Here is a 21978-nt window from a genome sequence, read left to right as displayed (position 1 = left end):
CCAATATCATTTAAGTTGCTGCTGATATTCAGAAGGCGTTATTTTGAATTGTTTCTGGAAATTTCGGCCAAACTGGGTCAGCGAGTGATATCCCACCTTTTCGGCAATTTCTCCCAATGGGATGACGTTTGTGTTCATTAATTCTACTGCTTTTTTTAAACGTGAAATATTGATCATCTCGTTAGGAGAAAGGTCTGATATGGATTTCACTTTACGGTAAAGGGTGGGCCGGCTCATGTTCATCGCCTGCGCCAAATGCTCAACGTCTAATTGGTCGTTAGCAATATTTTCAATAATGCAATGATTTAATTTTTCAAGAAACTCTTCATCCGTTTTCGTATGGGCCATTGTTTTGATATGCGCCAGTGGTGAGTTGGCGAAATACTCTTTCAGTTTATTTCTGTTGCTTAAAAGACTGGCTACCTGCGCGGCCAGGTGTTCAGGGGAGAAAGGCTTTTCGATATACGCGTCAGCCCCGTGATGCAGTCCTTGTATTTTAGATTGCAATGTGTTTTTCGCTGTCAACAATATAATCGGAATATGACTCAGCTCAAAGTCAGACTTTATTTTTTCGCAAAGCTCAAATCCATCTATTTCCGGCATCATGACGTCGCTAATAATTAGATGCACGACTTCGTTGGCGAGCATAGTCAGCGCTTCCGTGCCGTTCTTGGCGGTGAAGGTGTCATATTTTTCTCCCAGGTCATCCGTCAGGAACTCTAATATGTCTTCGTTGTCGTCAACGAGCAATAGGGCCGGTTTTTCGTTATGGTTATCCATCATATTTTGTATCGATCGGTAGTTTTAGTATAAAGTTATTTAAGTTATCGTCAACTGCCACATACAGCGATCCTCCCTGCAATTCCGCCAGGGATCGGGCGAGAGGCAGGCCTATTCCCGTCCCCGTGATTTTATTAGTTTGCCTCGACCGGAAAAACGGCTGGAAGATTTTTTCTTTCATTTCGTCGGCGATTAGAGGTCCGTTGCTGCTAATGGTAATTTTCACAAATCCATCTTCATCATGAGTCAGGCTTGTGATGATCAGGCTTTGGCCGTATTTGATAGCGTTATCTAATAGGTTATTAATAATTTTAATGGTCGCTTCCTCATCGATTCTGCAAAAAAACACCTGCGCTTCTTTTAAAATAAGCCTGACGTTTTTGCTTTCGGCCAAAGGCTGAAAATTGGCCCAAATCGCTTTCACTAAGGCGTTGACATCTTTCTTTTCAAGATTGATAGTAAACGCACCCGCTTCTACGCGCCTGAAATCGAGTAGCTGATGGGTAAGATCAATAAGGCGGTCTGTATTTTTATTCATGACCAACAGATATTTTTCATGTTGTTTAGATAAAACCAGCTGTTTGATCAATTTTTCCATCGGAGCTTTAATCAGCGTCAACGGCGTTTTTATTTCGTGAGCAATATGGGTGAAAAAGTCAATTTTAGATTCGTACATTTCTTTTTCTTTCGATCGTTCAAAAGCTTCCATCCGTCGCTGTTGCTTATCGAGCTGACGATTGTGATAGAATATGATCGCCATATAGATCACCAAAATCGCTAAAAGAGCATAGGAAAGATAGGCCCAACGCGAAAGCCACCACGGGGGCAATATTTTAATAGAAAGCGCTTTCTCATTGGGCGACCAGTTGCCATTATTATCGGTGGATTTGACAACGAATTGATAGTTTCCGGGCGACAAATTGGTGAAATAGATACGTCGGTTTGATTTTAGATAATTCCAGTCCTCATCCAGGCCTTCCAGTTTGTATGCATATTTAATTGTTTGGGGCGAAGAGAAATTTAAGGCAGCAAAATCAAGGCTTATAGAAGATTGAGTATACTTTAGAATGAGCTGCTCCATCTTTAATATTGAGGATGTTAAAGGCCCGTCCTCATCAATTTCAACATCCTTGTTATTGATTTGAAAATTGGTAATATAGAGCGGAGGCGCCTTGCTGGATGCCTTAGCTGGTTCAATGGGATTAAAGCGAATTAAGCCCTTAGCACTACCGAAATATAGAAAATTGTCTGCATCTCTAAAGCCTGAGGCATAATTGAATTGGTCGCTCAGCAGGCCGCTCGACTGGGTATAAATATTGGGTGTTTGTTTGGTCGGATTCAGTCGAACGAGCCCTTTTGATGTCGTGACCCAAAGAAAGTGCTCCCGATCTTCGATGGCGCTGTAAATATGATTTCCGGGCAACCCAGTGGCGGTAGTATATATTTTTGCAGACAGGCTTGCAAGATTAATTTTAAATAATCCGTCTTCAGTTGAAACAAGCAATTGTTGTTTGCTATCGACATACAAGTTAGTGACCCGGTTTTCACTAAGCCGGTCGCTGCCGGCGAGGTTTATTTTCAGGTGTCCATACACAGCCCGATCGGGATTGTAGAAATAGACGCCGTTTTTGAAAGTCCCGATCCATAGATTTCCACGCTGGTCTTCGGTTAGTGCAGAAAAGAAGGTGTTGGGCGGGAGAAATTGTAGCGGAATAAAATGATCGTTGCTTCGGCTGTAGAGATATAACCCATTCGAGGTGCCCACAAATATTTTACCGGCATTCGTTTTGTAGATGGAATGAATGAAATTGCTTTTCAGGTCAAAGGCTCCCGTGCCATAAGCGTAATGTTTGATCACTTGGCGCTTTTTAATGTCCATAATATCCAGGCCGTGTTCGAAGGTGCCAATCCAAAGCTGGTCGTCGTCTGCCATCAAGCCGTGTATATTAGTGTGCGCTAGTTTGCTGTGGCCGTCTTTGGGATGATAATTTACAAACCGCAAGGTTTTCGTGTCGAATGCATGAAGGCCGGCGTCCTCTGTTCCAATCCAGATCGTGTGATATTTGTCTTGCGTAATTTCTCTAACTGCGTTGCCTTTTAAAGTATGTTCGCCGGGAGTATAGAAGAATTTTTCAAATTCAATTTTGTGCTTGGGATAATAGTTGATGCCCCCAAAATAGGTACAGGCCCAGATGCCGCCTTCTTTATCTTTTGCAAACGCATAGACCGCATTATCAGAAAGGGCATAAGGGTTTAAAGGGTTTTTAACGAGGTGGTTGAACTGGTTCTTTTTTGAATCATAAATATAAATACCTTTCTCTGTGGCGATCCAATATTCATCCCGGTTCCGCCGGATGAAGTCTCTTGCATAAATATCTGTTTTGTCTTCGTTATAAGTCAAGAGGTCGGTGTATGCGTGTGTATTTAAATCGAACTTTTTAACGCCCTGGTTAGACGTACCGATAAAAAGAAACCCCTGGCCAGAGTCGTATATCTTTTCAATCCAACTCGATGAGGAAGGGCTGGAATGCATGAAGACAGAGAAGGAGGAGAAGGTTTTATACGTTTCATTGTAACGAAGGATGTTGCCGTCGATCGTGCCGATCCAAATTTCTCCATTTTCAGTGCGGTTAAGGGCGGTGCAAAAATGAAGAAGGGGGAGCTGGTCGTATTTCACCAGTTTCGCTTCTTGCTTTGAATAGCTATAAAGTTTAAATCCCGCGAGAAACCAAAGCCTTCCGTTCTTATCCGTCGTGATACCGCTGATTTCATTGCGCAGATTTCGGTCAAGCAGGGTGAATTTCTCCGACGACGGATTGTATTGATACAATCCTCTTTCTGTTCCCACCCAAATCATTCCTTCTTCATCTTCGTACAAGCGCCAGATCGAATTATTGCCAATGCTCGAAGGGTCTGCTGGATTATGCCTGAACACTTTAAAAGTATATCCGTCAAATCGGTTCAGGCCATCCTTTGTTCCAAACCAAAGAAACCCTTTGCTGTCCTGCAAGGTACAGATTGACGTATTGTTGGATAGTCCATCCTCAACCTGATAATGCCTGAAATGATATTGCTGCGCCTTTGATGGAAGACCTGAAACCAGCAGTAATATGAAGATGATAAATCGTTGCAAAAAAATATCGCCCGTTTATAAGGGGGCCGCCCTACTGCGAATATATAAATTGAGACAATTTGTAGAAAGAATGAGACAAAATATTGTTAACAAAATGTTGGTGCATCCTAATTTAGCCGGGTACTTCTTTTTACATTAAATAAACGATTGTCATATGGAATTGGATCAATTGCCATGGAATGGTATGCTGCATGATGCTGCTCCAAAGCTAAAGCCCAAAGTACTTTTTAAAAATATACTCCTGTTAATAGCACTATGCTGTTGCTATTCGGGCGCGATGGCTCAGAGTAATGTTACGGGTAAAGTTACCAATGATAAGGGAGAGCCCTTGTCGGGCGTCAGCGTGACTGTTGCCGGAAGCACGACGGCCGTCTCAACCGGCGATGACGGAACCTATTCGATTAATGCACCGGCGAATGGCACACTGTCGTTTACTTCGGTAGGTTATGGAGATCAAAACATACAGGTTAATAACCAAACGGTTATCAATGTGCAAATGCTGCAATCTATCTCTGATCTGAACGAAGTGATTGTGGTAGGATTTGGTAATAGAAAAAAAGGGGATGTGACCAGCGCTGTAGCCTCGGTATCTGCCGAGGATATTGCGCGTGTGCACGGCGGCTCCACCGTAAGCACACTGCTTGCAGGTAAAATGCCGGGCGTATCTTTTCGGATGGCCGATGGGCGCCCGGGCGCGAGCGCCAATATCCAGATTCGCGGTATGGGTAATCCCTTATTTATTATCGATGATATCCAACAGGATGCCGGACAATTCAACAATCTTTCTCCTGATGATATCGAAACGATCACCGTGTTGAAAGATGCGGCCGCTTCCATTTACGGTAGCCGGGCTGCCAATGGGGTCGTTATTGTTACCACAAAAAAAGGGAGAAACGGACAGCGCAGCACGATTAACCTCGGTGGTTACACGGGTTGGCAAAACTGGTCGCGCTTTCCTCATACCACCAACGCATATGAGTGGATGGTCGGAAAAGCCGATGCGGAAATGACTTTTTATGGAAAGACAGATATTACGCCCGAAGAGCTGGAAAAATGGAAAGCTGGAACAGAATACGGCTATTGGAACCAGGATTGGCGCGATTTAATCATCGCAAAAAATGCGCCGCTCTATTCGGTGAATGCCAACGTCACGGGCGGATCGGAAAAAGTGAACTATTATGTTTCTGCCACGCATTTAGATCAACGCGGCGTCTATGGTAAGGATCGTGAGTTTCTGTTTAAAAGAACCAACCTTCAAAGTAATATAGATGCGCGTATTTCGCAGCGCCTGAAAGTAGGTTTGCAAATCAACGGGCGTATTGAAACCCGCGACCAGCCCGGTGTTCCCGGCGGCGATGATTACTGGGCAGCCCGCTTTGCGCTGTTTAGAAACCGCCCGATGGAACTGGCTTATGCAAACAATAACCCGCTCTATCCCAATGACATCGGGCACAATACGGAAAACTGGGCGGTGCAATCCAAAGCGCTTACGGGTTATTGGAGATCTGACTGGCGCGTGTTGCAAACCAACTTTAATGCAGAATACCAAATTCCTGGCGTAAAAGGCCTTACTTTAAAAGGAAAATATTCTTACTACCTGGCCGACAACGTGATCAACGGCCACGAGTACACTTACGATGTGTATACCTATCATCCAGATACAGATATCTACGAAAAGAAAGTGGGCAGCTCCAATCCTTACAGGGAAAGAAGGCTGGAGAAAATTTTTAACAACGTTTCTCAGATTCAGTTAGATTATAACAGAAGTTTCGGCGATCACACGGTTTCAGGAACTTTTGTAAATGAACGTATCGAAAGAAAGCGCACTTATACTTTCCAGCATGCCGTGCCGAAGATTAACTATCTGCCCGTGCTGCAATGGCTCGACATGGATGGGCAGAATTTTGCGGATATCGAAGAAGAGCAGGCGCGCGTAGGATATGTATTGAAGTTGGGATATAATTACGCTTCAAAATATTTTGTTGATTTTGCTGGAAGGAGAGATGCTTCCTGGAAGTTTGCGCCTTCAAGACGTGTTGGTTATTTCCCTTCCGTTTCTGCGGGCTGGCGTATTTCAAGAGAAGGGTTTTTCCAAAATATGATGGGCGACAGTCGTGTTTTAACAGATTTGAAATTAAGAGGTTCTTATGGTATTTTGGGTGATGATGATATTGGTATCGGGCCTTTCGACTACCTAAGAGGCTATCAGTACAATGTGGGTCTTGCAGTGCTCGACGGTGTTGCGGTTACTTCTGCGCGTCTTAGGAACGCAGGTATTATTATCGACAATGTGTCCTGGTTTGAAAGCCGGATCGCTGACGTGGGGCTTGATTTCGCCATGTTTGATAATAAACTGACCGGTGTGTTTGATTACTTCTACAGAAAAAGAACCGGGCTCTTAGGAACTAAATATGATATCTTATTACCCAATGAGATCGGCTATGCATTGCCCCAGGAAAACGTGAACAGCGATGCACGTTTCGGTGGCGAAATGGCATTGACGTATACCAACAAAATTGGACAGGTAGATTATAAAGTGGGAGGTAACCTTTCCATTTCAAGAAGCAAATTTTTGAGTTCCTACAAGCCGCTATTCTTTAATTCATGGGATCAATACCGCAACTCGGCTGAAAACAGGTATTCCAGCATTTTTTGGGGATATGAAGTGACAGGCCAGTTCCAGTCTTTCGATGAAATCAATAATCATCCGGTTAATATTGATAATGAGGGCAACAGGACGTTGCGGCCCGGATCGCTTATTTACAAAGATCAGAATGGAGACGGCGTAATTAACGGATACGATGAGCGTCCGATTGGTTATACCACAACGGGCCAGCCAAACATTCAATATGGCTTTCAGATTGGCATCAGCTATAAAGGGTTTGATTTGAACGCGGACTTTTCAGGTGGCGCTTTATACTCATGGAATCAAAACTGGGAAATGCGCTGGCCTTATCAAAATACCGGTGCGCTACGTCAATCCATTTATGATGATCGCTGGCATCGGGCAGACCTTTATGATTTGAATAGCGCCTGGATTCCGGGAAAATATCCTGCCATCAGTTTTAACGAAAGCTGGAGAAGCGACTATAACCGCAACTCAACTTTCTGGCTACACAACGTGAAATATTTGCGTGCAAGGACGATTGAATTGGGTTATAATATTCCGAAACACCTATTAGCCAAAATAAAAGTACAGAGTGCAAGGTTTTATATCAACGGCTACAATTTGTTCTCGATTGATAACCTGAAAGAGTATGAAATTGATCCTGAAATTGCAGATGACAACGGCCTGCAGTATCCACAAAATAAATTTGTGAACATCGGATTTAACCTCTCGCTGTAAAATTTAACTGATACGGAACACTGTCTTGAAGCAGGGACAGGCTGGGCCCAAAAACATAAAAAATTTACGAATGAAAAAGCTTTTATTATACTTATCTTTTTTTATCCTAACCTTTCAAATAGGATGCACCAAGGACTCGGAATTTCTAAACAGGAAGCCGACAGACGTGATCGATCCGGACGACGTGTGGACAGATAATAATTTAGTGTTATCTGTGCTGGCAGACTTTTATGACCGCTATCCCGATTTTCAAAGAATTGACAGATGGTGGGAATACACCAATTTTGAGGAAGCGTTTCCGTCGGCGGCTGGCGACTATTGGCGCATTCAAAATACCGACTGGGCTTATGATTGGTGGTCGTCATGGGATTATGGTTTTGTGAGAGACCTCAATATGTTTATTTCAAAAGGATCCGAAACCACCACCCTTGAAGAAGCAGACAGGGAGCGTTTCTTAGCCGAGGCCCGGTTTGTGCGCGCTTCGCTTTATTTTGACCTGGTAAAGAAAATGGGTGGCGTACCACTGATTCTGGAAGAACTGACTTACGATTTTAGCGGCGATCCTACTTATCTGCAACATGCCCGCGCAAAGGAACATGAGATCTACGATTTTGTGATAAGTGAGATGGAGGCGATCAAAGATAAATTACCTACTACCGGAACACAAACCCGCGCCAGCTGGGGCGCAGCGCTGGCGTTAGAAGCCAGAGCTGCACTCTACGCAGGCTCTATTGCAAAATACGGAGCAACAACGCCTCAGGTTTCTTTGCCAGGCGGCGAAGTGGGCATCCCGGCATCTATGGCGAATGATTATTATCAAAAAGCGCTGACAGCCGCTCAAGCTATTATAACTTCTGGAAGGTATTCGCTCTATCAGAAGAAAGATGTACTATGGGAGAATTTTGCTTCCTTATTTACCGATAAATCAAATAACCCCGAAGTGATTTTTGCAAAAGATTATTTGTTGAAAACAAATCGTATTCACGGGTTTACGTTGCAAAACCAACCCCGCACTTCCGCCGAGGAGCAGCAGGGAGGCAGAACCAATCCCGCGCTCAATCTCGCTCAGGAGTTTGAATTACTCAACAATACTTTTGCGCCGTTTGCTACAACTGATATAGCAGGTAACGATATTTATTACACGAACATTAAAGATATTTTTGCCGGAAGGGATGCGCGGCTGGAAGGCACCATCATGCTGCCGGGCACACAATTTAAAGGCGTTACTACGGATATCTGGGCCGGCTGGTTGCTTCCCAACAACAGCATTGTGACGGGCGATCAGTTTGGACAAATAAAGTCGAATGTTTTACCGGGAAATAATGGCTCTGTTCAGGTAGTTGGTAAGGACGGCCCCATTGATGCGCTCGAGTTTGGCGCGCAAACCGGTTTTTTCATCAGGAAATACATGGATAATAATATCGGTTCCGGCCGTATTGGAACGCAGAGCGATGTTTGGTGGATTCGCTATCGCTACGCCGAGGTTTTATTGAATGCTGCCGAAGCGGCTTTCGAACTGAATCAACCAGGCGTTGCCGCGGGCTATATGAACCAGGTAAGGGCGCGAGCAGGCTTGACCACACCTTTAACTGCTGGCCAAATTACATTCGATCGCATCGTTCACGAAAGAAAAGTTGAGCTGGCTTTTGAAGATCATATTCTATGGGACAAAAAAAGATGGCGCATCGCCCATCTCGTTTGGAATGGTGAAAATATGAATACAACCACAGTAACGCAGAATATAGGAAGCGCTACTAAGCCACAAACCATGGTATTCGGATTGTGGGCCTATAAATATCACAACCCTGGCAATGCCAATCATAATAAATATGTTTTCCGGGTCGTTAAGCCGAGCAGGGTTTCCCAGGCCCATCGTTTCCGCCTTGGCAATTATTATTCTTTAATTAACGATGGCATCAGATCCAACAATCCGAAAATTGTCAGACAACCCAATCAATAGGTTTAAAAAAAGGAATGCAGCAGGCGCCGCCTTTGCTGTTTGTTCACACAATAAAAAAAATGCAGATGAAAATGATAAATATTATGAAGCTACTGTTGGCAGTAGGAATCATGTCGTCTTTTTATGCTTGTGAAAAAGACAATTATGATGCGCCCGCTTCAGAGTTCAAAGGAAGAATCGTTTATCAGGGAGAGCCCATCAATGTGGAATACGGCCAGGTTACCTTCGAACTTTGGCAGCCCGGCTTTGGGAGAAATGGCTCTATCAATGTAACAATCGATCAAGACGGTGATTTTTCCTCCCTGCTCTTTAATGGCGATTATAAACTGGTGTTCACCCCCAACCAGGGGCCGTTTTACTGGAGAAGAAACAGCGGCGGAACAGTGGATACTATCGCCGTAAATATCAGTGGTAGCAAAACCATGGACATCGAGGTCACGCCTTATTATATGATCCGTAATGCGCAAATTACGAATGCAGCAAAGGTTGTTACCGCTACCTGTTCCCTGGAGAAAGTCATCACCGATGCGAATGCAAAAAATGTGGAGCGTGTTTCTTTATACATCAATAAAACACAATTTGTTTCAGGTAACGGTACGCAGTATATCGCTAAAACCGATCTTGCCGCCGGCAGCATCGCTAACATGAATAATATTAGCTTATCGGCAACGATTCCTGATATTGCTCCCACACAGAATTATGTTTTTGCGCGCATAGGATTGAAAATTGCTGGTGTGGAAGACATGATTTTTTCGCCCTTGCAAAAATTAGAGTTTTAAAAGTAAATAGCAATTAAATCATTGGGGAACGTCGCTAATCGTTTATTGGGTATACTACTTTTGGCATTGAGTGGCTTTGTCTTAGCTGCTCAATCGTCATTTTCTCATGTGCAAAAGGTGGATCGCCCCGGCGGTAAGACGATCCAATGGGATAAAAACACATTGAACAGAGTGGCTGCTCCCGTAGCAGGAAGCAACTACGCGGGTTATGCGAGGTTAATCGAACTAGATAACGGCAACCTTTTGTGTGTTTATGAATCGGGCGGCGCCATTTGGCAAACAATAAGTGTAGATAAAGGCGCAAGTTGGCAAAAAGCCAAAGAGGTTGCGGCCCGGGAAGAAGGCATTAACATGGCTGTGCCTGATCTGCTCGCATTGAAGAACGGGACGCTGTTATTAATGTACAATCCGCGGCCTTATATCGAAGCGCCGTCAAGGCATTTTGCCATTCGTGTAAAGACAAGCCTTGATGATGGCGTCACCTGGAGTGAAGCCCGGGAAATTTATAAAGCCGGGCATGCATTTAAAAACGGCTGTTGGGAACCCAGCGCTATCCAGCTGCCCGACGGCACCATCCAGCTGTTTTTTGCTAATGAAGGCATTTATCTTCATTCTGATGAACAAAATATATCGATGTTATCGTCTCAGGATAATGGCTGCTCATGGAGCCGGCACCCGAAGATAATAAGTTTCAGAAAGGGAAAAAGGGACGGTATGCCGGTGCCTTTACTTTTAAAAAATGAGCCGCGAATTGTGGTGGCCATTGAAGATAACGGCTTTGCTAATTTTAAACCCTATACTATTTCCAACACCTTCCGGCAAGGTTGGAAAGAGCCGGTGGATGCGGCAAGCAAGGATCGGAAGTATGCACTAAAGGATAGCCTGAACGAAAATGTGTACGCAGGAGCGCCCTATATAAAGCAACTTTCAACAGGGGAAACCATTTTGTCCTATCAGGGCACCGAAGGGCGCCCCGCGCATGTTCTGCAGCAGGCCGTAATGAAAGTGGCCGTGGGAAACGAAAGGGCGCAGGATTTTGAAGGTGTTACAGAGCCGTTTCAAATACCCTTGGATAAAAACGGGCTATGGAATAGCATCGCTGTCCTCGGAGATGATACCATTGTTGCGCTCACCAGCACCAATGCCTACAGTAAAGGTTCGGTGGAGGTTTGGATGATTAAAGGAAAGTTAGGATCACAAGAATGAATAAAAAAATTATCGTAGCAGTTAAAATAATAATTAAAAATCATTATGCGTAAGAAAATTGTAATGATCGGGATGGCGGCTGTTTGTGCATTGAGTACGGCCACTGCCCAATCCTGGACACCTGTAGAAGGAAAAATTATGACCCCATGGGCAGCAAACATTGATCCGGCAAGGCCTTTGCCAGAATATCCGCGTCCTCAGCTAAAAAGGGCGGCCTGGCAAAATCTCAATGGTTTGTGGGAGTACGCCATTACGCCTTCGTCTCAGCAACAGCTGCCCACAAATTTTGATGGAAAAATTCTGGTACCCTATGCGATAGAATCCGCATTGTCGGGAGTGGGCAAGCGCGTGGGCAAAGATCAATTGTTGTGGTACAAAACCACTGCCTCAATCGCGCGTCCCAAAAGTGACCGGGTATTATTGCATTTCGGCGCGGTGGATTGGCAATGCGATGTTTTTGTAAACGGTCAGAAAGCCGGCCGGCACGAAGGTGGCTTTGATCCGTTTTCTTTTGATATTACTTCGTTATTAAAGAAAGGAAAGAAACAGGAAATTGCACTGCGTGTTTGGGACCCCACCGATGACGGCCCTCAGCCGCGCGGCAAGCAGGTGAAAAACCCTGAAGGCATTTGGTACACCCCGGTTACCGGGATCTGGCAGACCGTTTGGACCGAGGTTGTGCCATCAACATATATCGTGCAAACTAAACATACGCCTGACGTCGATGGCGGCCGCGTGAAATTGCAAGCAACACTGCAGGGCGCGCAGGCCGGCGATGTTGTAAAATTTGTGGCTTTTGATGGCGGTAAACAAATAGGGGAAGCAACTTTGTCCGGTGGAGTAGAGGGCGATATTTCTATTGCCAGCCCCAAATTATGGTCTCCTGAGCATCCTCATCTTTATCAGTTAAAGTTGTATTTATATCGTGGCGCCAAGCAGATCGACTATGCTGAAAGCTATTTTGCCATGAGAAAATCTTCCCTTAAGAAAGATGCGGCCGGAATCAATCGGTTGGCGCTCAACGATGAAATGACTTTTCAATATGGCCCGCTGGATCAGGGCTGGTGGCCGGACGGATTATTTACCGCACCTACAGATGAAGCTCTCTTGTTTGATATTGTGAAAACAAAAGAAATGGGTTTTAATATGATCCGCAAACATATCAAGCTGGAGCCAGCCAGGTGGTATTACTATTGCGACAGTGTTGGGATCATGGTGTGGCAGGATATGCCAAGTGGCGACATGGGTGGCAACAGATGGGATATGCGCCCGGGTCAGATCTCAGGCCACAACCGCGATAAAGAAAGAAGCGCAACGTCGGAAGGCTATTATCGCAAAGAATGGCAAGCGATTATGGACGCGGCTCATAATTTCCCTTCCATCGTGGTTTGGGTGCCCTTCAACGAGGCTTGGGGCCAATTTAAAACAAAAGAAATCACCGAGTGGACCATGAAGTATGATCCATCACGTTTGATCAATAGCGCGAGCGGCGGGAACTTCTTTCATACCGGCCACATACTTGATATTCACAACTACCCAGATCCCAACATGCCCGATCCTGCCATTTTTGGTAAGAGCGATCAGGCGCTGGTTTTGGGCGAATTCGGTGGCTTGGGGCTGCCACTTGAAGGCCACACCTGGCAGGAGAAAAACAACTGGGGCTATCAAAGCTTTAAAAATAAAACGGAACTGATGCAGCGCTACACCAGGATGATGGGCGACTTGAAAAGGCTGATCCCGTTAGGCCTTTCGGCGGCAGTGTACACGCAGACAACCGATGTTGAAGTGGAAACCAACGGTATTTTAACTTACGACAGGAAAATAGTCAAAATGCCGGAGAGCGAATTGAAAAGCCTGCACCAGGCGCTATACGATGTTAAGATTAATTAGAACACTGCCTGAAGGCACAACAATACGCAGATGAATGCTATAAAAAAAGTCGGATGGTTTTGTGGTTTGCTGGGCGCATTTGTTTTTTCAGCATATAGTGCCGCGCAGCCGGCTATCCAGGAAGTAACCAACGTGGCGCGGCCCGATCGCACTGTGCAAAATCAATTCTATGTATCGGGTAGAAAACCATTGCAACCTTTGTATTTGTTGAAGCTGCCGGTAGGTTCTATCGAGCCTAAAGGCTGGCTGCACAAGTATCTCGAACTACAGCGGGATGGACTTACCGGGCATTTGGGGGAAATAAGTGCCTGGCTGGCCAAAAAAGATAACGCCTGGCTAAGCACCGATGGTAGTGGTGATCATGGTTGGGAGGAAGTACCTTACTGGCTAAAAGGGTATGCCAACCTGGGTTATATTTTAAAGGATCCGAAAATAATTAACGAATCAAAGATCTGGCTAAACGCAGCGCTAAATAGCCAGCGTGAAGATGGCTATTTCGGCCCGATGATTCTGAAACGTGGAAAGCCCGATTTGTGGGGAAATATGATCATGCTGTGGTGCCTTCAGTCTTATTATGAATTTAGTGAAGACCCGCGCGTACTGCCTTTCATGGAAAAATATTTTCGCTGGCAATACAAGCTGCCCGATAGCATGTTGCTGGAGGACTATTGGGAGCATAGCAGGGGCGGCGATAATATACTAAGTGTTTACTGGCTTTACAACCGTACAAAAGGAAATGATTGGTTGTTAGACCTGGCGGAAAAGCTGCATCGGAACACAGCCAACTGGCGCCGGCCTACAAGCCTTCCCAATTGGCATAATGTCAATATCGCGCAGTGTTTCAGAGAGCCGGCGACTTATTACCTGCAATCAGGAAATGAAGCCGATCTTACCGCAACTTACAATGTATTCCGGTTGATACGCGACCGTTTTGGCCATGTGCCTGGCGGTATGTTTGGAGCCGACGAAAACGCCCGCAAAGGTTATACTGATCCACGGCAGGGCGTGGAAACCTGCGGCATAGTGGAACAAATGGCCTCCAACGAAATACTGGCAGGCATCACAGGAGATCCTTTCTGGGCCGACCATACGGAAGAAGTAGCTTTTAACACCTATCCGGCTGCGGTGATGCCAGACTTTAAAGCGCTGCGCTATATCACCAGTCCCAACATGGCGATTAGCGACAGCAAGAACCATCACCCCGGCATCGACAACCGCGGGCCGTTTCTGATGATGAACCCTTTTAGTTCACGCTGTTGCCAGCACAATCATGCGCAAGGTTGGCCTTATTATGCGGAACATGTTTATATGGCTACGCCAGACAATGGACTGGCCGCAGTGCTCTACGGCGAGGCGAAGGTTAAAGCCCGCGTAGGAAACGGTAGGGAAGTGACAGTCGAATCAAGCGGTCATTATCCTTTTGATGAACACACCGTTTTTGAATTTTCAATGAGCAACAGTGTAACCTTTCCTTTCTACCTGCGCGTTCCCGCCTGGTGTAGCGATGCGAAAATAAAAATAAATGGAACGCCGATAAACCTTGAGGTGCAACCATCGTCTTACATCAAAATAAACCGGTTATGGAAGAATGGCGACCGCGTAGAGTTGGAATTGCCGATGGAATTGAAGGTTCAATATTGGACAGCAAATAAAAACAGTATCAGCGTCAACCGCGGGCCCTTAACATACTCATTGAAAATTAAAGAACAGTACAAAAAGGCCGATAGCAAGGCATCGGCAATCGGCGATTCGAAATGGCAGGACAATGCAGATGCTGAAAAATGGCCCTCTTACGAAATATTGCCGGCTTCATCGTGGAACTACGGATTGAATTATCATGAAGAAGATCCGAGTACTTTTTTTAAAATTGTGAAAGGTGCATGGCCGGCGAATGATTTTCCGTTCACACAGGATGGCGTGCCGATCAGGCTTCTGGCGACGGGAAAGAAAATTCCATCATGGAAGGTCGATCAATATGGATTGACGGACACCTTGCCGCAAAGTCCCGTGAAGGTAGATAGTAAAACAGAAACGATTGAGCTGATTCCCATGGGCGCGGCGCGCTTGCGGATCAGCGCTTTCCCCGTAGTCAGATAGCGGTGGAAAAAATAAAAACATGAGATGGCAAAAAGCAAACTAATCGCAAATCGTTCAAAGTCCTCACTAAATCGCAGCGCAGCTGCAATAAAACCTAAATCGATGAAACGTTCATTATAAAATTTCTTTATCGCACAGGGGAATGAAAATTTTGTACCTGATAAGTTCCCTGCCCGAAAGTACAGGCGGGCATTCGACTCATAAAACATAAAAATTTACGGATGAAAAAAAATATAATCATAGTATTGTTTATGGCGGCTCTTGGGTGGGCTTGTAACAACTCCACTTCAAACACCAGTGATGCAGCAGCGACGGAAGACGCGGCGACGCGCACCATCTGGTCTTCAGAAAAAGCAAATGACTGGTATCGCGCCCAGCCCTGGTATGTAGGGGCTAATTTTCTGCCGAGCTCGGCGATCAACCAGTTGGAGATGTGGCAGGCCGCAACCTTCGACACAGCCACTATTGATAGAGAACTGGCCTTAGCGGAATCAATCGGTATGAACGTGATGCGGGTTTATCTACACAACCTGGTTTGGCAGCACGATGAAGAAGGATTTTACAGCCGTGTTGATCAATTTTTACAAATTGCCGAAAAGCATGGCATTAAAATATTGTTTACCATTTTTGATTCCTGCTGGGATCCGTTTCCTAAAGCCGGTAAGCAGCGCGCACCGCAGCCTTATGTGCACAATTCTGGGTGGGTGCAAAGTCCGGGGCAGGAAATTTTGAAAGATTCAACGCAGTATGGTATGATGGAGTCCTACGTGAAAGCTTTCGTGGGTAGGTTCGCCAAAGACGATCGCATCATCATGTGGGACGTATGGAACGAACCTGATAATATGACCGGTCCTTCTTACGAAAAAGTAGAAACGCCCGATAAGGTCGCATTGGTGTTGCCGCTGCTCAAAAAAACTTTTGAATGGGCGAGAGCTGCAAATCCAAGCCAGCCGCTCACTTCAGGGGTTTGGGCCGGAAACTGGGAAAGTGATAGCACTCTAAAACCATTAGAAAAATTACAGCTTGAAGAGTCTGATGTGATTTCCTTTCATTGTTACGACGATTCAGCCACTTTGTCTAAAAAGATAAATCAATTGCAGCGGTATCATAAACCCTTGTTTTGTACCGAATATATGGCAAGGCCCAATGGAAGCACGTTTCAAAGTTCACTGCCGGTTGCCAAAGCAAATAAAGTTGCTATGATTAATTGGGGTTTTGTTGACGGAAAGTCGCAAACTATTTATCCCTGGGATAGCTGGACAAAAAAGTACACAGCCGAACCGCCGCTTTGGTTTCATGATATTTTCAGAAATGATGGAACGCCTTACAAACAAGAGGAAGTTGATTTTATCAAAAAGATGACCGGAAAGCTGTAAAGTATTTGAAGCCCTTTAAACTTTTATAAAGAATGTATTTTCAACGAAGGTGGCCGGTGCTTATAGGCATAGTAGTATGGCTTTGTTTGCCAATGATTTCAAATGTTTTTGCGCAGGGCGGTGGTAAGAAAAATCCGCTTGTTGCCGATCCTACCATTTTTGTCGACAATGGTATTTACTATTTATATGGAACTGGCGGCGGCGCTAAAGATCAGGGCTTTAAAGTGTTTACATCGACCGATAAGAAGGTCTGGACGGACAAAGGCTTTGCGTTGACAAAGAATGATAATTACGGGACAAGAGGTTTTTGGGCGCCGCAGGTTTTTAAGCATCAGGGTAAATATTATATGGCCTACACGGCGAGTGAACATATAGCCATTTCGCAAGCAGATACGCCCTTAGGCCCTTTTAAACAAAAAGCTAAAGTTCCGATCGACAGCAATATAAGGATGATCGACCCTTTTGTCTGGATCGATCCCTCGGGTGTTATTTATCTTTATCATGTCAGGCTGCAAAAAGGCAATCGCATTTTTGTTGCCGAAATGAGCGAGGATTTTTCTTCTATAAAACCAGCATCGTTAAAAGCCTGTATCGATGCGGAAGCAGGATGGGAGGATACCCAAAACGCAAACTGGAAAGTGGCTGAAGGGCCTACTTTATTAAAGCATGGCGGATTTTATTATTTGATTTATTCAGCCAACGATTTTCGAAATCCAGACTATGCCGTAGGCTATGCTACCGCTTCGTCGCTTTTGGGCCCCTGGAAGAAATCGAATTCCAATCCGATCATTTCCCGCAAAAATTTGAAATATTCAGGAACTGGCCACGGCGATATTTTAAAAGATAGTACGGGAACGATGTGGTATGTGTTTCATACGCATCAAAGCGAGCAATCGGTAGCGCCTCGCAAAACAGCGATGGTTCAGGTTGCTTTTGAAAAGCAGGGAGGCAAACAGCCGGATCGGCTCATTATATTACCAGATACTTTTAAGTTTTTAGAGAAAGCCAACTAATATGTCCACTAAACAATTTTCTCAAATAGCATTCATGAGATCAACGTACTTTTTGTTTTTTGCAGCAACGCTTTTTTTGACAGCTTGTAATCCTTCTGCTAAGATAAATCAGCCGGACATAACTTTTACCAATCCCTTATTGCCCTCGGGCGCCGATCCTTTCAGTTTTTATAAGGATGGATATTATTATTATACGCATACCACTGGCAATCGCCTTGTTTTATGGAAAACCAAAAACCTGGCTGACCTAAAAACGGCACAACGGAAAACCATTTGGACGCCGCCGCCCAACACGGCTTATTCCAAAGAACTGTGGGCCCCGGAAATTTTATTTTTAAGAGGGAAATGGTATATGTATTTCGCCGCAGATGATGGGAATAACCGAAACCACAGAATGTATGTCATAGAAAATGCCGCTGCCGATCCCATGGAGGGCGAGTGGGTGTTTAAAGGAAAAGTTGCGGACGCTACCGATAAATGGGCGATTGACGGCGATGTGTTTGAGCATAAAGGAAAATTATACATGTCCTGGTCGGGTTGGGAAGGCGATTTTAATGGCCAGCAAAATATTTACATCGCGAGCATGTCAAATCCCTGGACGATAGAAAGCCCGCGCGTAAAAATTTCCAGTCCTGAATTTAAATGGGAAACGCACGGGCACCTGCCACACGAAACACCCACGCAGGTAAACGTAAACGAAGGCCCTCAATTTTTAAAACATAAAAACAAAATTTTTATTGTCTATTCTGCAAGCGGATGTTGGACAGATTTTTATACTTTAGGAATGTTGACCATTGATGCGAATCAAGATCTTTTAAAAGCGGCCAACTGGAAAAAAAGCCCGGAGCCGGTGTTCGAAGCAGCCCCGGAAAACGGGGTGTATGCTGCGGGCCATAATTCGTTTTTTAAGTCGCCCGATGGAAAAGAAGACTGGATTCTTTATCACGCCAACTCCGCGCCACATCAGGGTTGTGGCGGACATCGCACACCCCGTGCGCAAAAGTTTACCTGGACCAAAGATGGCATGCCTCAGTTTGGCAAACCATTGAGCACCAATCAACCACAAAATATTCCCGCCATAAAATAAATCAAAAATATTTTTGCACTTTCCAGCCTAATCTGTACTTTCACTTTAGAAGACGCTATTGTAGCTAACGCATTGTAAAATCGGTACATTATTTGTACGAAAGCTAATCGAGAAAGCATTGCTTATTTGCTGCTCTGCAATTATTAAATTAAAACGTTGTTTATAGAATCGCTTGCTGTATAAAAAGTCAGCATTATTTTTTAGTTGGATTAAATACAGATTTGCCACTGCTTACTAAAAGGAGCAGGAAGATTGTATACATGAGAACTTTTTTAACCCACTTATAATTTAAGTCGTATGATGAGAAAAGCTCAACGGCCTTCGGGCTCGTTTCGCAATGCGTTGCGAAAAATCGTTTTTTCTGCGCTTGTTCTTTTTTGTTTTGGTGTGACCCGCGCGCAGCAGGGTGGGCCGGTCCAGGTGTCGGGTATTGTGGCATCAATGGCGGGCGACCCTATTCCCGGCGCTACCATTATTGAAAAAGGAACAACCACCGCAGTTGTTTCTGACGCTCAGGGTAAATTCCTGATCGGTGTTTCGAACACAAACGCCACCTTAGTATTTAGCTCGGTAGGATTTACCAGCCGCGAAGAGCCTTTGAATGGCCGAACGGCGTTAGATACTATCAAACTAACTGTTTCGGCGGCGCAGACCAATCTCGATGAGATCGTTGTAATTGGTTATGGTACCGCCCGAAAGCAGGATTTAACCACGGCGGCCGTGAGTGTAAGCAGCAAAGACTTTTTGCAGGGTGCGGTCAACAACCCGATGCAGCTGGTTGACGGTAAGGTAGCCGGTGTAACTGTTTCTCAAACAGCCGTGGGCGACCCCAATGCGGGTGTGAGTCTGCAGGTAAGGGGCGCTGGTTCTTTCGCAGCAGGAAACGGCCCGCTGGTGGTGATTGATGGAATGCCGGGTGGAGATTTACGCAATCTTTCCCAACAGGATATTGAATCAATTACCGTTTTGAAGGACGCCGGTTCGGCAGCCATTTATGGTAGCCGCGGTGCTGGTGGTGTCATCCTTGTTCAGACAAAAAAAGGAAAGGCAGGAAGAGTGATTCTTAATTATGATGGATTTGTGGATCATGACGTAGTAGCTAAAAAGCCGGATGTGCTTTCTGCACAGGAGTTCCTGGAAAGAGACAGAGGGACGGATTTTGGCGCCGTTACTGATTGGTATGACGAATTGATCAGGAAAAACAATGTTGGTCAAAATCACTACCTGTCTGCCAGCGGCGGTAGCGAAAACTCAAATTTCAGGATATCCGGAAACTATCGAACCAAACAGGGGATCGACATTGCAACGGATAGAAAGGAGTACGGATTGAGAGCCAACTTCCTGCAAAAGGCGTTGGACGGTATGCTGGAAATCGGTGGTAATTTCTCCTATCGTAATGCGCAGGAAGATTACACGAATTACGGTGCATTCAAGCAGGCGGTTAATCTTAACCCCACCATCCCCGTGATGGATCCCGATGACCCAATGATGTATAATACTTTGGAAGGTTATGATACATACAATCCGGTGCAAGACCTGCTCACACGCATTTCCGGCGCCGAGCACGAATATAATATTATCGATCTGAACATTAAGCTCCATTTGACCAAAGACCTGAACACGGTTTTGAATTTTACCCGGCAGGGGCATACGCGCTTATATGAGGGATATTGGAATGCTAAATCAGTAGAATCTGTACAAGGAAATTATATTGGAAGGGCGCGCATCGAAAATGAAAAATGGAGCGACTATAATTTGGAGTGGTTAGGAAACTACGCAAAGCGTTTTGATAACCATGACATACAAGCGGTTGCCGGTTATAACTATCAGGAGTTTAATAATAACAACTCATTTATTACCAACAGGCGGTTTCCCAGCGATTATTTCCAATATAATAATATAGGTCAGGGAGACTGGAACAACGGGCAGCCTGTGAATTTCAATGATATCATGGGCTCCGGCAGAAGCAAGGAAAAAAATATTGCATTTTTAGCCAGGGCGATGTACAATTATGATCAGCGTTATTATCTAACCCTTTCGGGCAGATATGAAGGCAATACCAAATTCGGTCCTACCAATAAATGGGGTTTCTTTCCTGCAGCTTCCGTCGCCTGGAGAATTACCAAAGAACAATTTATGGACGGAAGTGACGTTTTTGATGATCTGAAGTTGAGATTCTCTTACGGTGTTACCGGCCGTTCGGGTTTTGCGCGTTACACTGCCCTGTCTGTTTACAGTCCCTATGGGATGTATCTGAACAGCGCTGGTCAATGGGTGCGCGTATTTGGCCCGGGCAACAACTATAATCCCGACCTCAGATGGGAAAGACAAATTGCCTACGATCTGGGATTGGATTTCGCCATTTTGAAAAACAAGCTGAGCGGTAGCATTGATTTTTATTATAGAAAAGGTAGCGATCTGATCAACGATTACCAGGTGCCTGTTCCTCCCTATTTACACGAACGGATGTGGGTGAACGTGGGTACACAAAGTAACCGGGGTGTAGAACTTGCACTGAACTGGAATGCAGTACAAACCGAAGACTTCACTTACAGCACCAACCTTACCGGTTCTTATAATAAATCGAGAATGGATCAATTTTCTAACGATAAGTTTCAGGCTGATCAGCGAACCCTGTATAACCTGCCTTCTCCTGGTAATCCCGGGCCCGCATTTATGTTGCGTGAAGGTTTTGAAATCGGAAACTTCTGGGGCTTTAAATATGCCGGTGTAGATGAGGAAGGAAAGATGTTGATCTGGAAAGACGCGCAGGTGAACGGAGAAAAAATCCGGTCAGACCAGGGCGGTGAAAGCGACAAAACTATCATCGGCAACGGTATGCCAAAATATGAAGCAGCTTGGGGACATAATATCGCGTATAAAAATATCGACCTGTCGTTGTTTTTACGCGGTAAATTCAAATATCAGATACTGAATCTCTACCAGATGTATTATGGCTTACAGGCACAAAGCGATATCAACCTTCTTAAGGATGCCTTTGACAGGAACGGTCATATCACTTCGCCAAAAGTAATCACCGATTACTTCCTCGAAAACGGTAATTATTTAAGAATGGATAATATCACTTTGGGTTGGACCGCCAGTATGAACAGGGAGAAATACAGAATCAGCAGCCTTAGGGTTTATGGCACCGTTAGAAATGTGTTTACTATTACCAAATACAGCGGACTTGACCCGGCAGCTACTAATGTAACGGGGCTTGAGCCTGGTATCGGTTCGTTAGATCTTTACCCCATTACCCGTTCCTTCACGTTGGGCCTTCAGTTAAATTTCTAACTAATCAAAGTAGA

The 21978-nt window shown here is 45.0% G+C and carries 12 protein-coding genes; 10 read left to right on the top strand and 2 right to left on the bottom strand.

The features are described from left to right. Nucleotides 1–6: 6 nt before the first annotated feature. Entirely contained in the window at nucleotides 7–783 is a 777-nt protein-coding gene (locus tag ABDK00_RS10750) for a response regulator (protein WP_346239207.1), read from the bottom strand. Further along, nucleotides 773–3913, bottom strand: a complete 3141-nt coding sequence (locus ABDK00_RS10745) for a ligand-binding sensor domain-containing protein (protein WP_346239206.1) — start codon at nucleotides 3911–3913, stop codon at nucleotides 773–775. Before ABDK00_RS10745 ends, ABDK00_RS10750 begins: the two co-directional genes overlap by 11 nt. A gap of 154 nt (nucleotides 3914–4067) precedes the next feature. Here ABDK00_RS10745 and ABDK00_RS10740 point away from each other — a divergent pair, with 154 nt between their 5' ends. From ABDK00_RS10740 to ABDK00_RS10695, 10 genes are all read left to right on the top strand, one after another. Beyond that, entirely contained in the window at nucleotides 4068–7259 is a 3192-nt protein-coding gene (locus ABDK00_RS10740) for a TonB-dependent receptor (RefSeq protein WP_346239205.1), read from the top strand. 70 nt (nucleotides 7260–7329) lie between these two features. After that, the gene (locus ABDK00_RS10735; protein WP_346239204.1) at nucleotides 7330–9219 is read left to right on the top strand and encodes a RagB/SusD family nutrient uptake outer membrane protein; all 1890 of its coding nucleotides are present in this window, start codon (nucleotides 7330–7332) and stop codon (nucleotides 9217–9219) included. A 65-nt stretch (nucleotides 9220–9284) separates the two neighbouring features. After that, complete coding sequence (locus ABDK00_RS10730) at nucleotides 9285–9998, top strand: DUF3823 domain-containing protein (RefSeq protein WP_346239203.1); 714 nt, start codon at nucleotides 9285–9287, stop codon at nucleotides 9996–9998. Nucleotides 9999–10043: 45 nt separating this feature from the next. Beyond that, complete coding sequence (locus ABDK00_RS10725) at nucleotides 10044–11204, top strand: sialidase family protein (protein ID WP_346239202.1); 1161 nt, start codon at nucleotides 10044–10046, stop codon at nucleotides 11202–11204. A 45-nt stretch (nucleotides 11205–11249) separates the two neighbouring features. After that, the gene (locus ABDK00_RS10720) at nucleotides 11250–13094 is read left to right on the top strand and encodes a glycoside hydrolase family 2 protein (RefSeq protein WP_346239201.1); all 1845 of its coding nucleotides are present in this window, start codon (nucleotides 11250–11252) and stop codon (nucleotides 13092–13094) included. A gap of 30 nt (nucleotides 13095–13124) precedes the next feature. Further along, complete coding sequence (locus ABDK00_RS10715; protein WP_346239200.1) at nucleotides 13125–15191, top strand: beta-L-arabinofuranosidase domain-containing protein; 2067 nt, start codon at nucleotides 13125–13127, stop codon at nucleotides 15189–15191. Between the two features lie 221 nt (nucleotides 15192–15412). Continuing rightward, the gene (locus tag ABDK00_RS10710; protein WP_346239199.1) at nucleotides 15413–16567 is read left to right on the top strand and encodes a 1,4-beta-xylanase; all 1155 of its coding nucleotides are present in this window, start codon (nucleotides 15413–15415) and stop codon (nucleotides 16565–16567) included. A 32-nt stretch (nucleotides 16568–16599) separates the two neighbouring features. Next, nucleotides 16600–17580: a glycoside hydrolase family 43 protein gene (locus ABDK00_RS10705; RefSeq protein ID WP_346239198.1), complete on the top strand. Its 981-nt coding sequence runs from the start codon at nucleotides 16600–16602 to the stop codon at nucleotides 17578–17580. Between the two features lie 34 nt (nucleotides 17581–17614). Further along, entirely contained in the window at nucleotides 17615–18667 is a 1053-nt protein-coding gene (locus ABDK00_RS10700; RefSeq protein ID WP_346239197.1) for a glycoside hydrolase family 43 protein, read from the top strand. Between the two features lie 297 nt (nucleotides 18668–18964). Next, on the top strand, nucleotides 18965–21964 hold the full coding sequence (locus ABDK00_RS10695; protein WP_346239196.1) for a SusC/RagA family TonB-linked outer membrane protein: 3000 nt from the start codon (nucleotides 18965–18967) through the stop codon (nucleotides 21962–21964). Nucleotides 21965–21978 lie beyond the last annotated feature (14 nt).

Origin of the sequence: Niabella insulisoli (assembly GCF_039652435.2) — a bacterium.
GTDB lineage: Bacteria > Bacteroidota > Bacteroidia > Chitinophagales > Chitinophagaceae > Niabella > Niabella insulamsoli.
The sequence above is the reverse complement of the archived record's forward strand: the minus strand, read 5'-3'. Positions and strand labels throughout refer to the sequence as shown.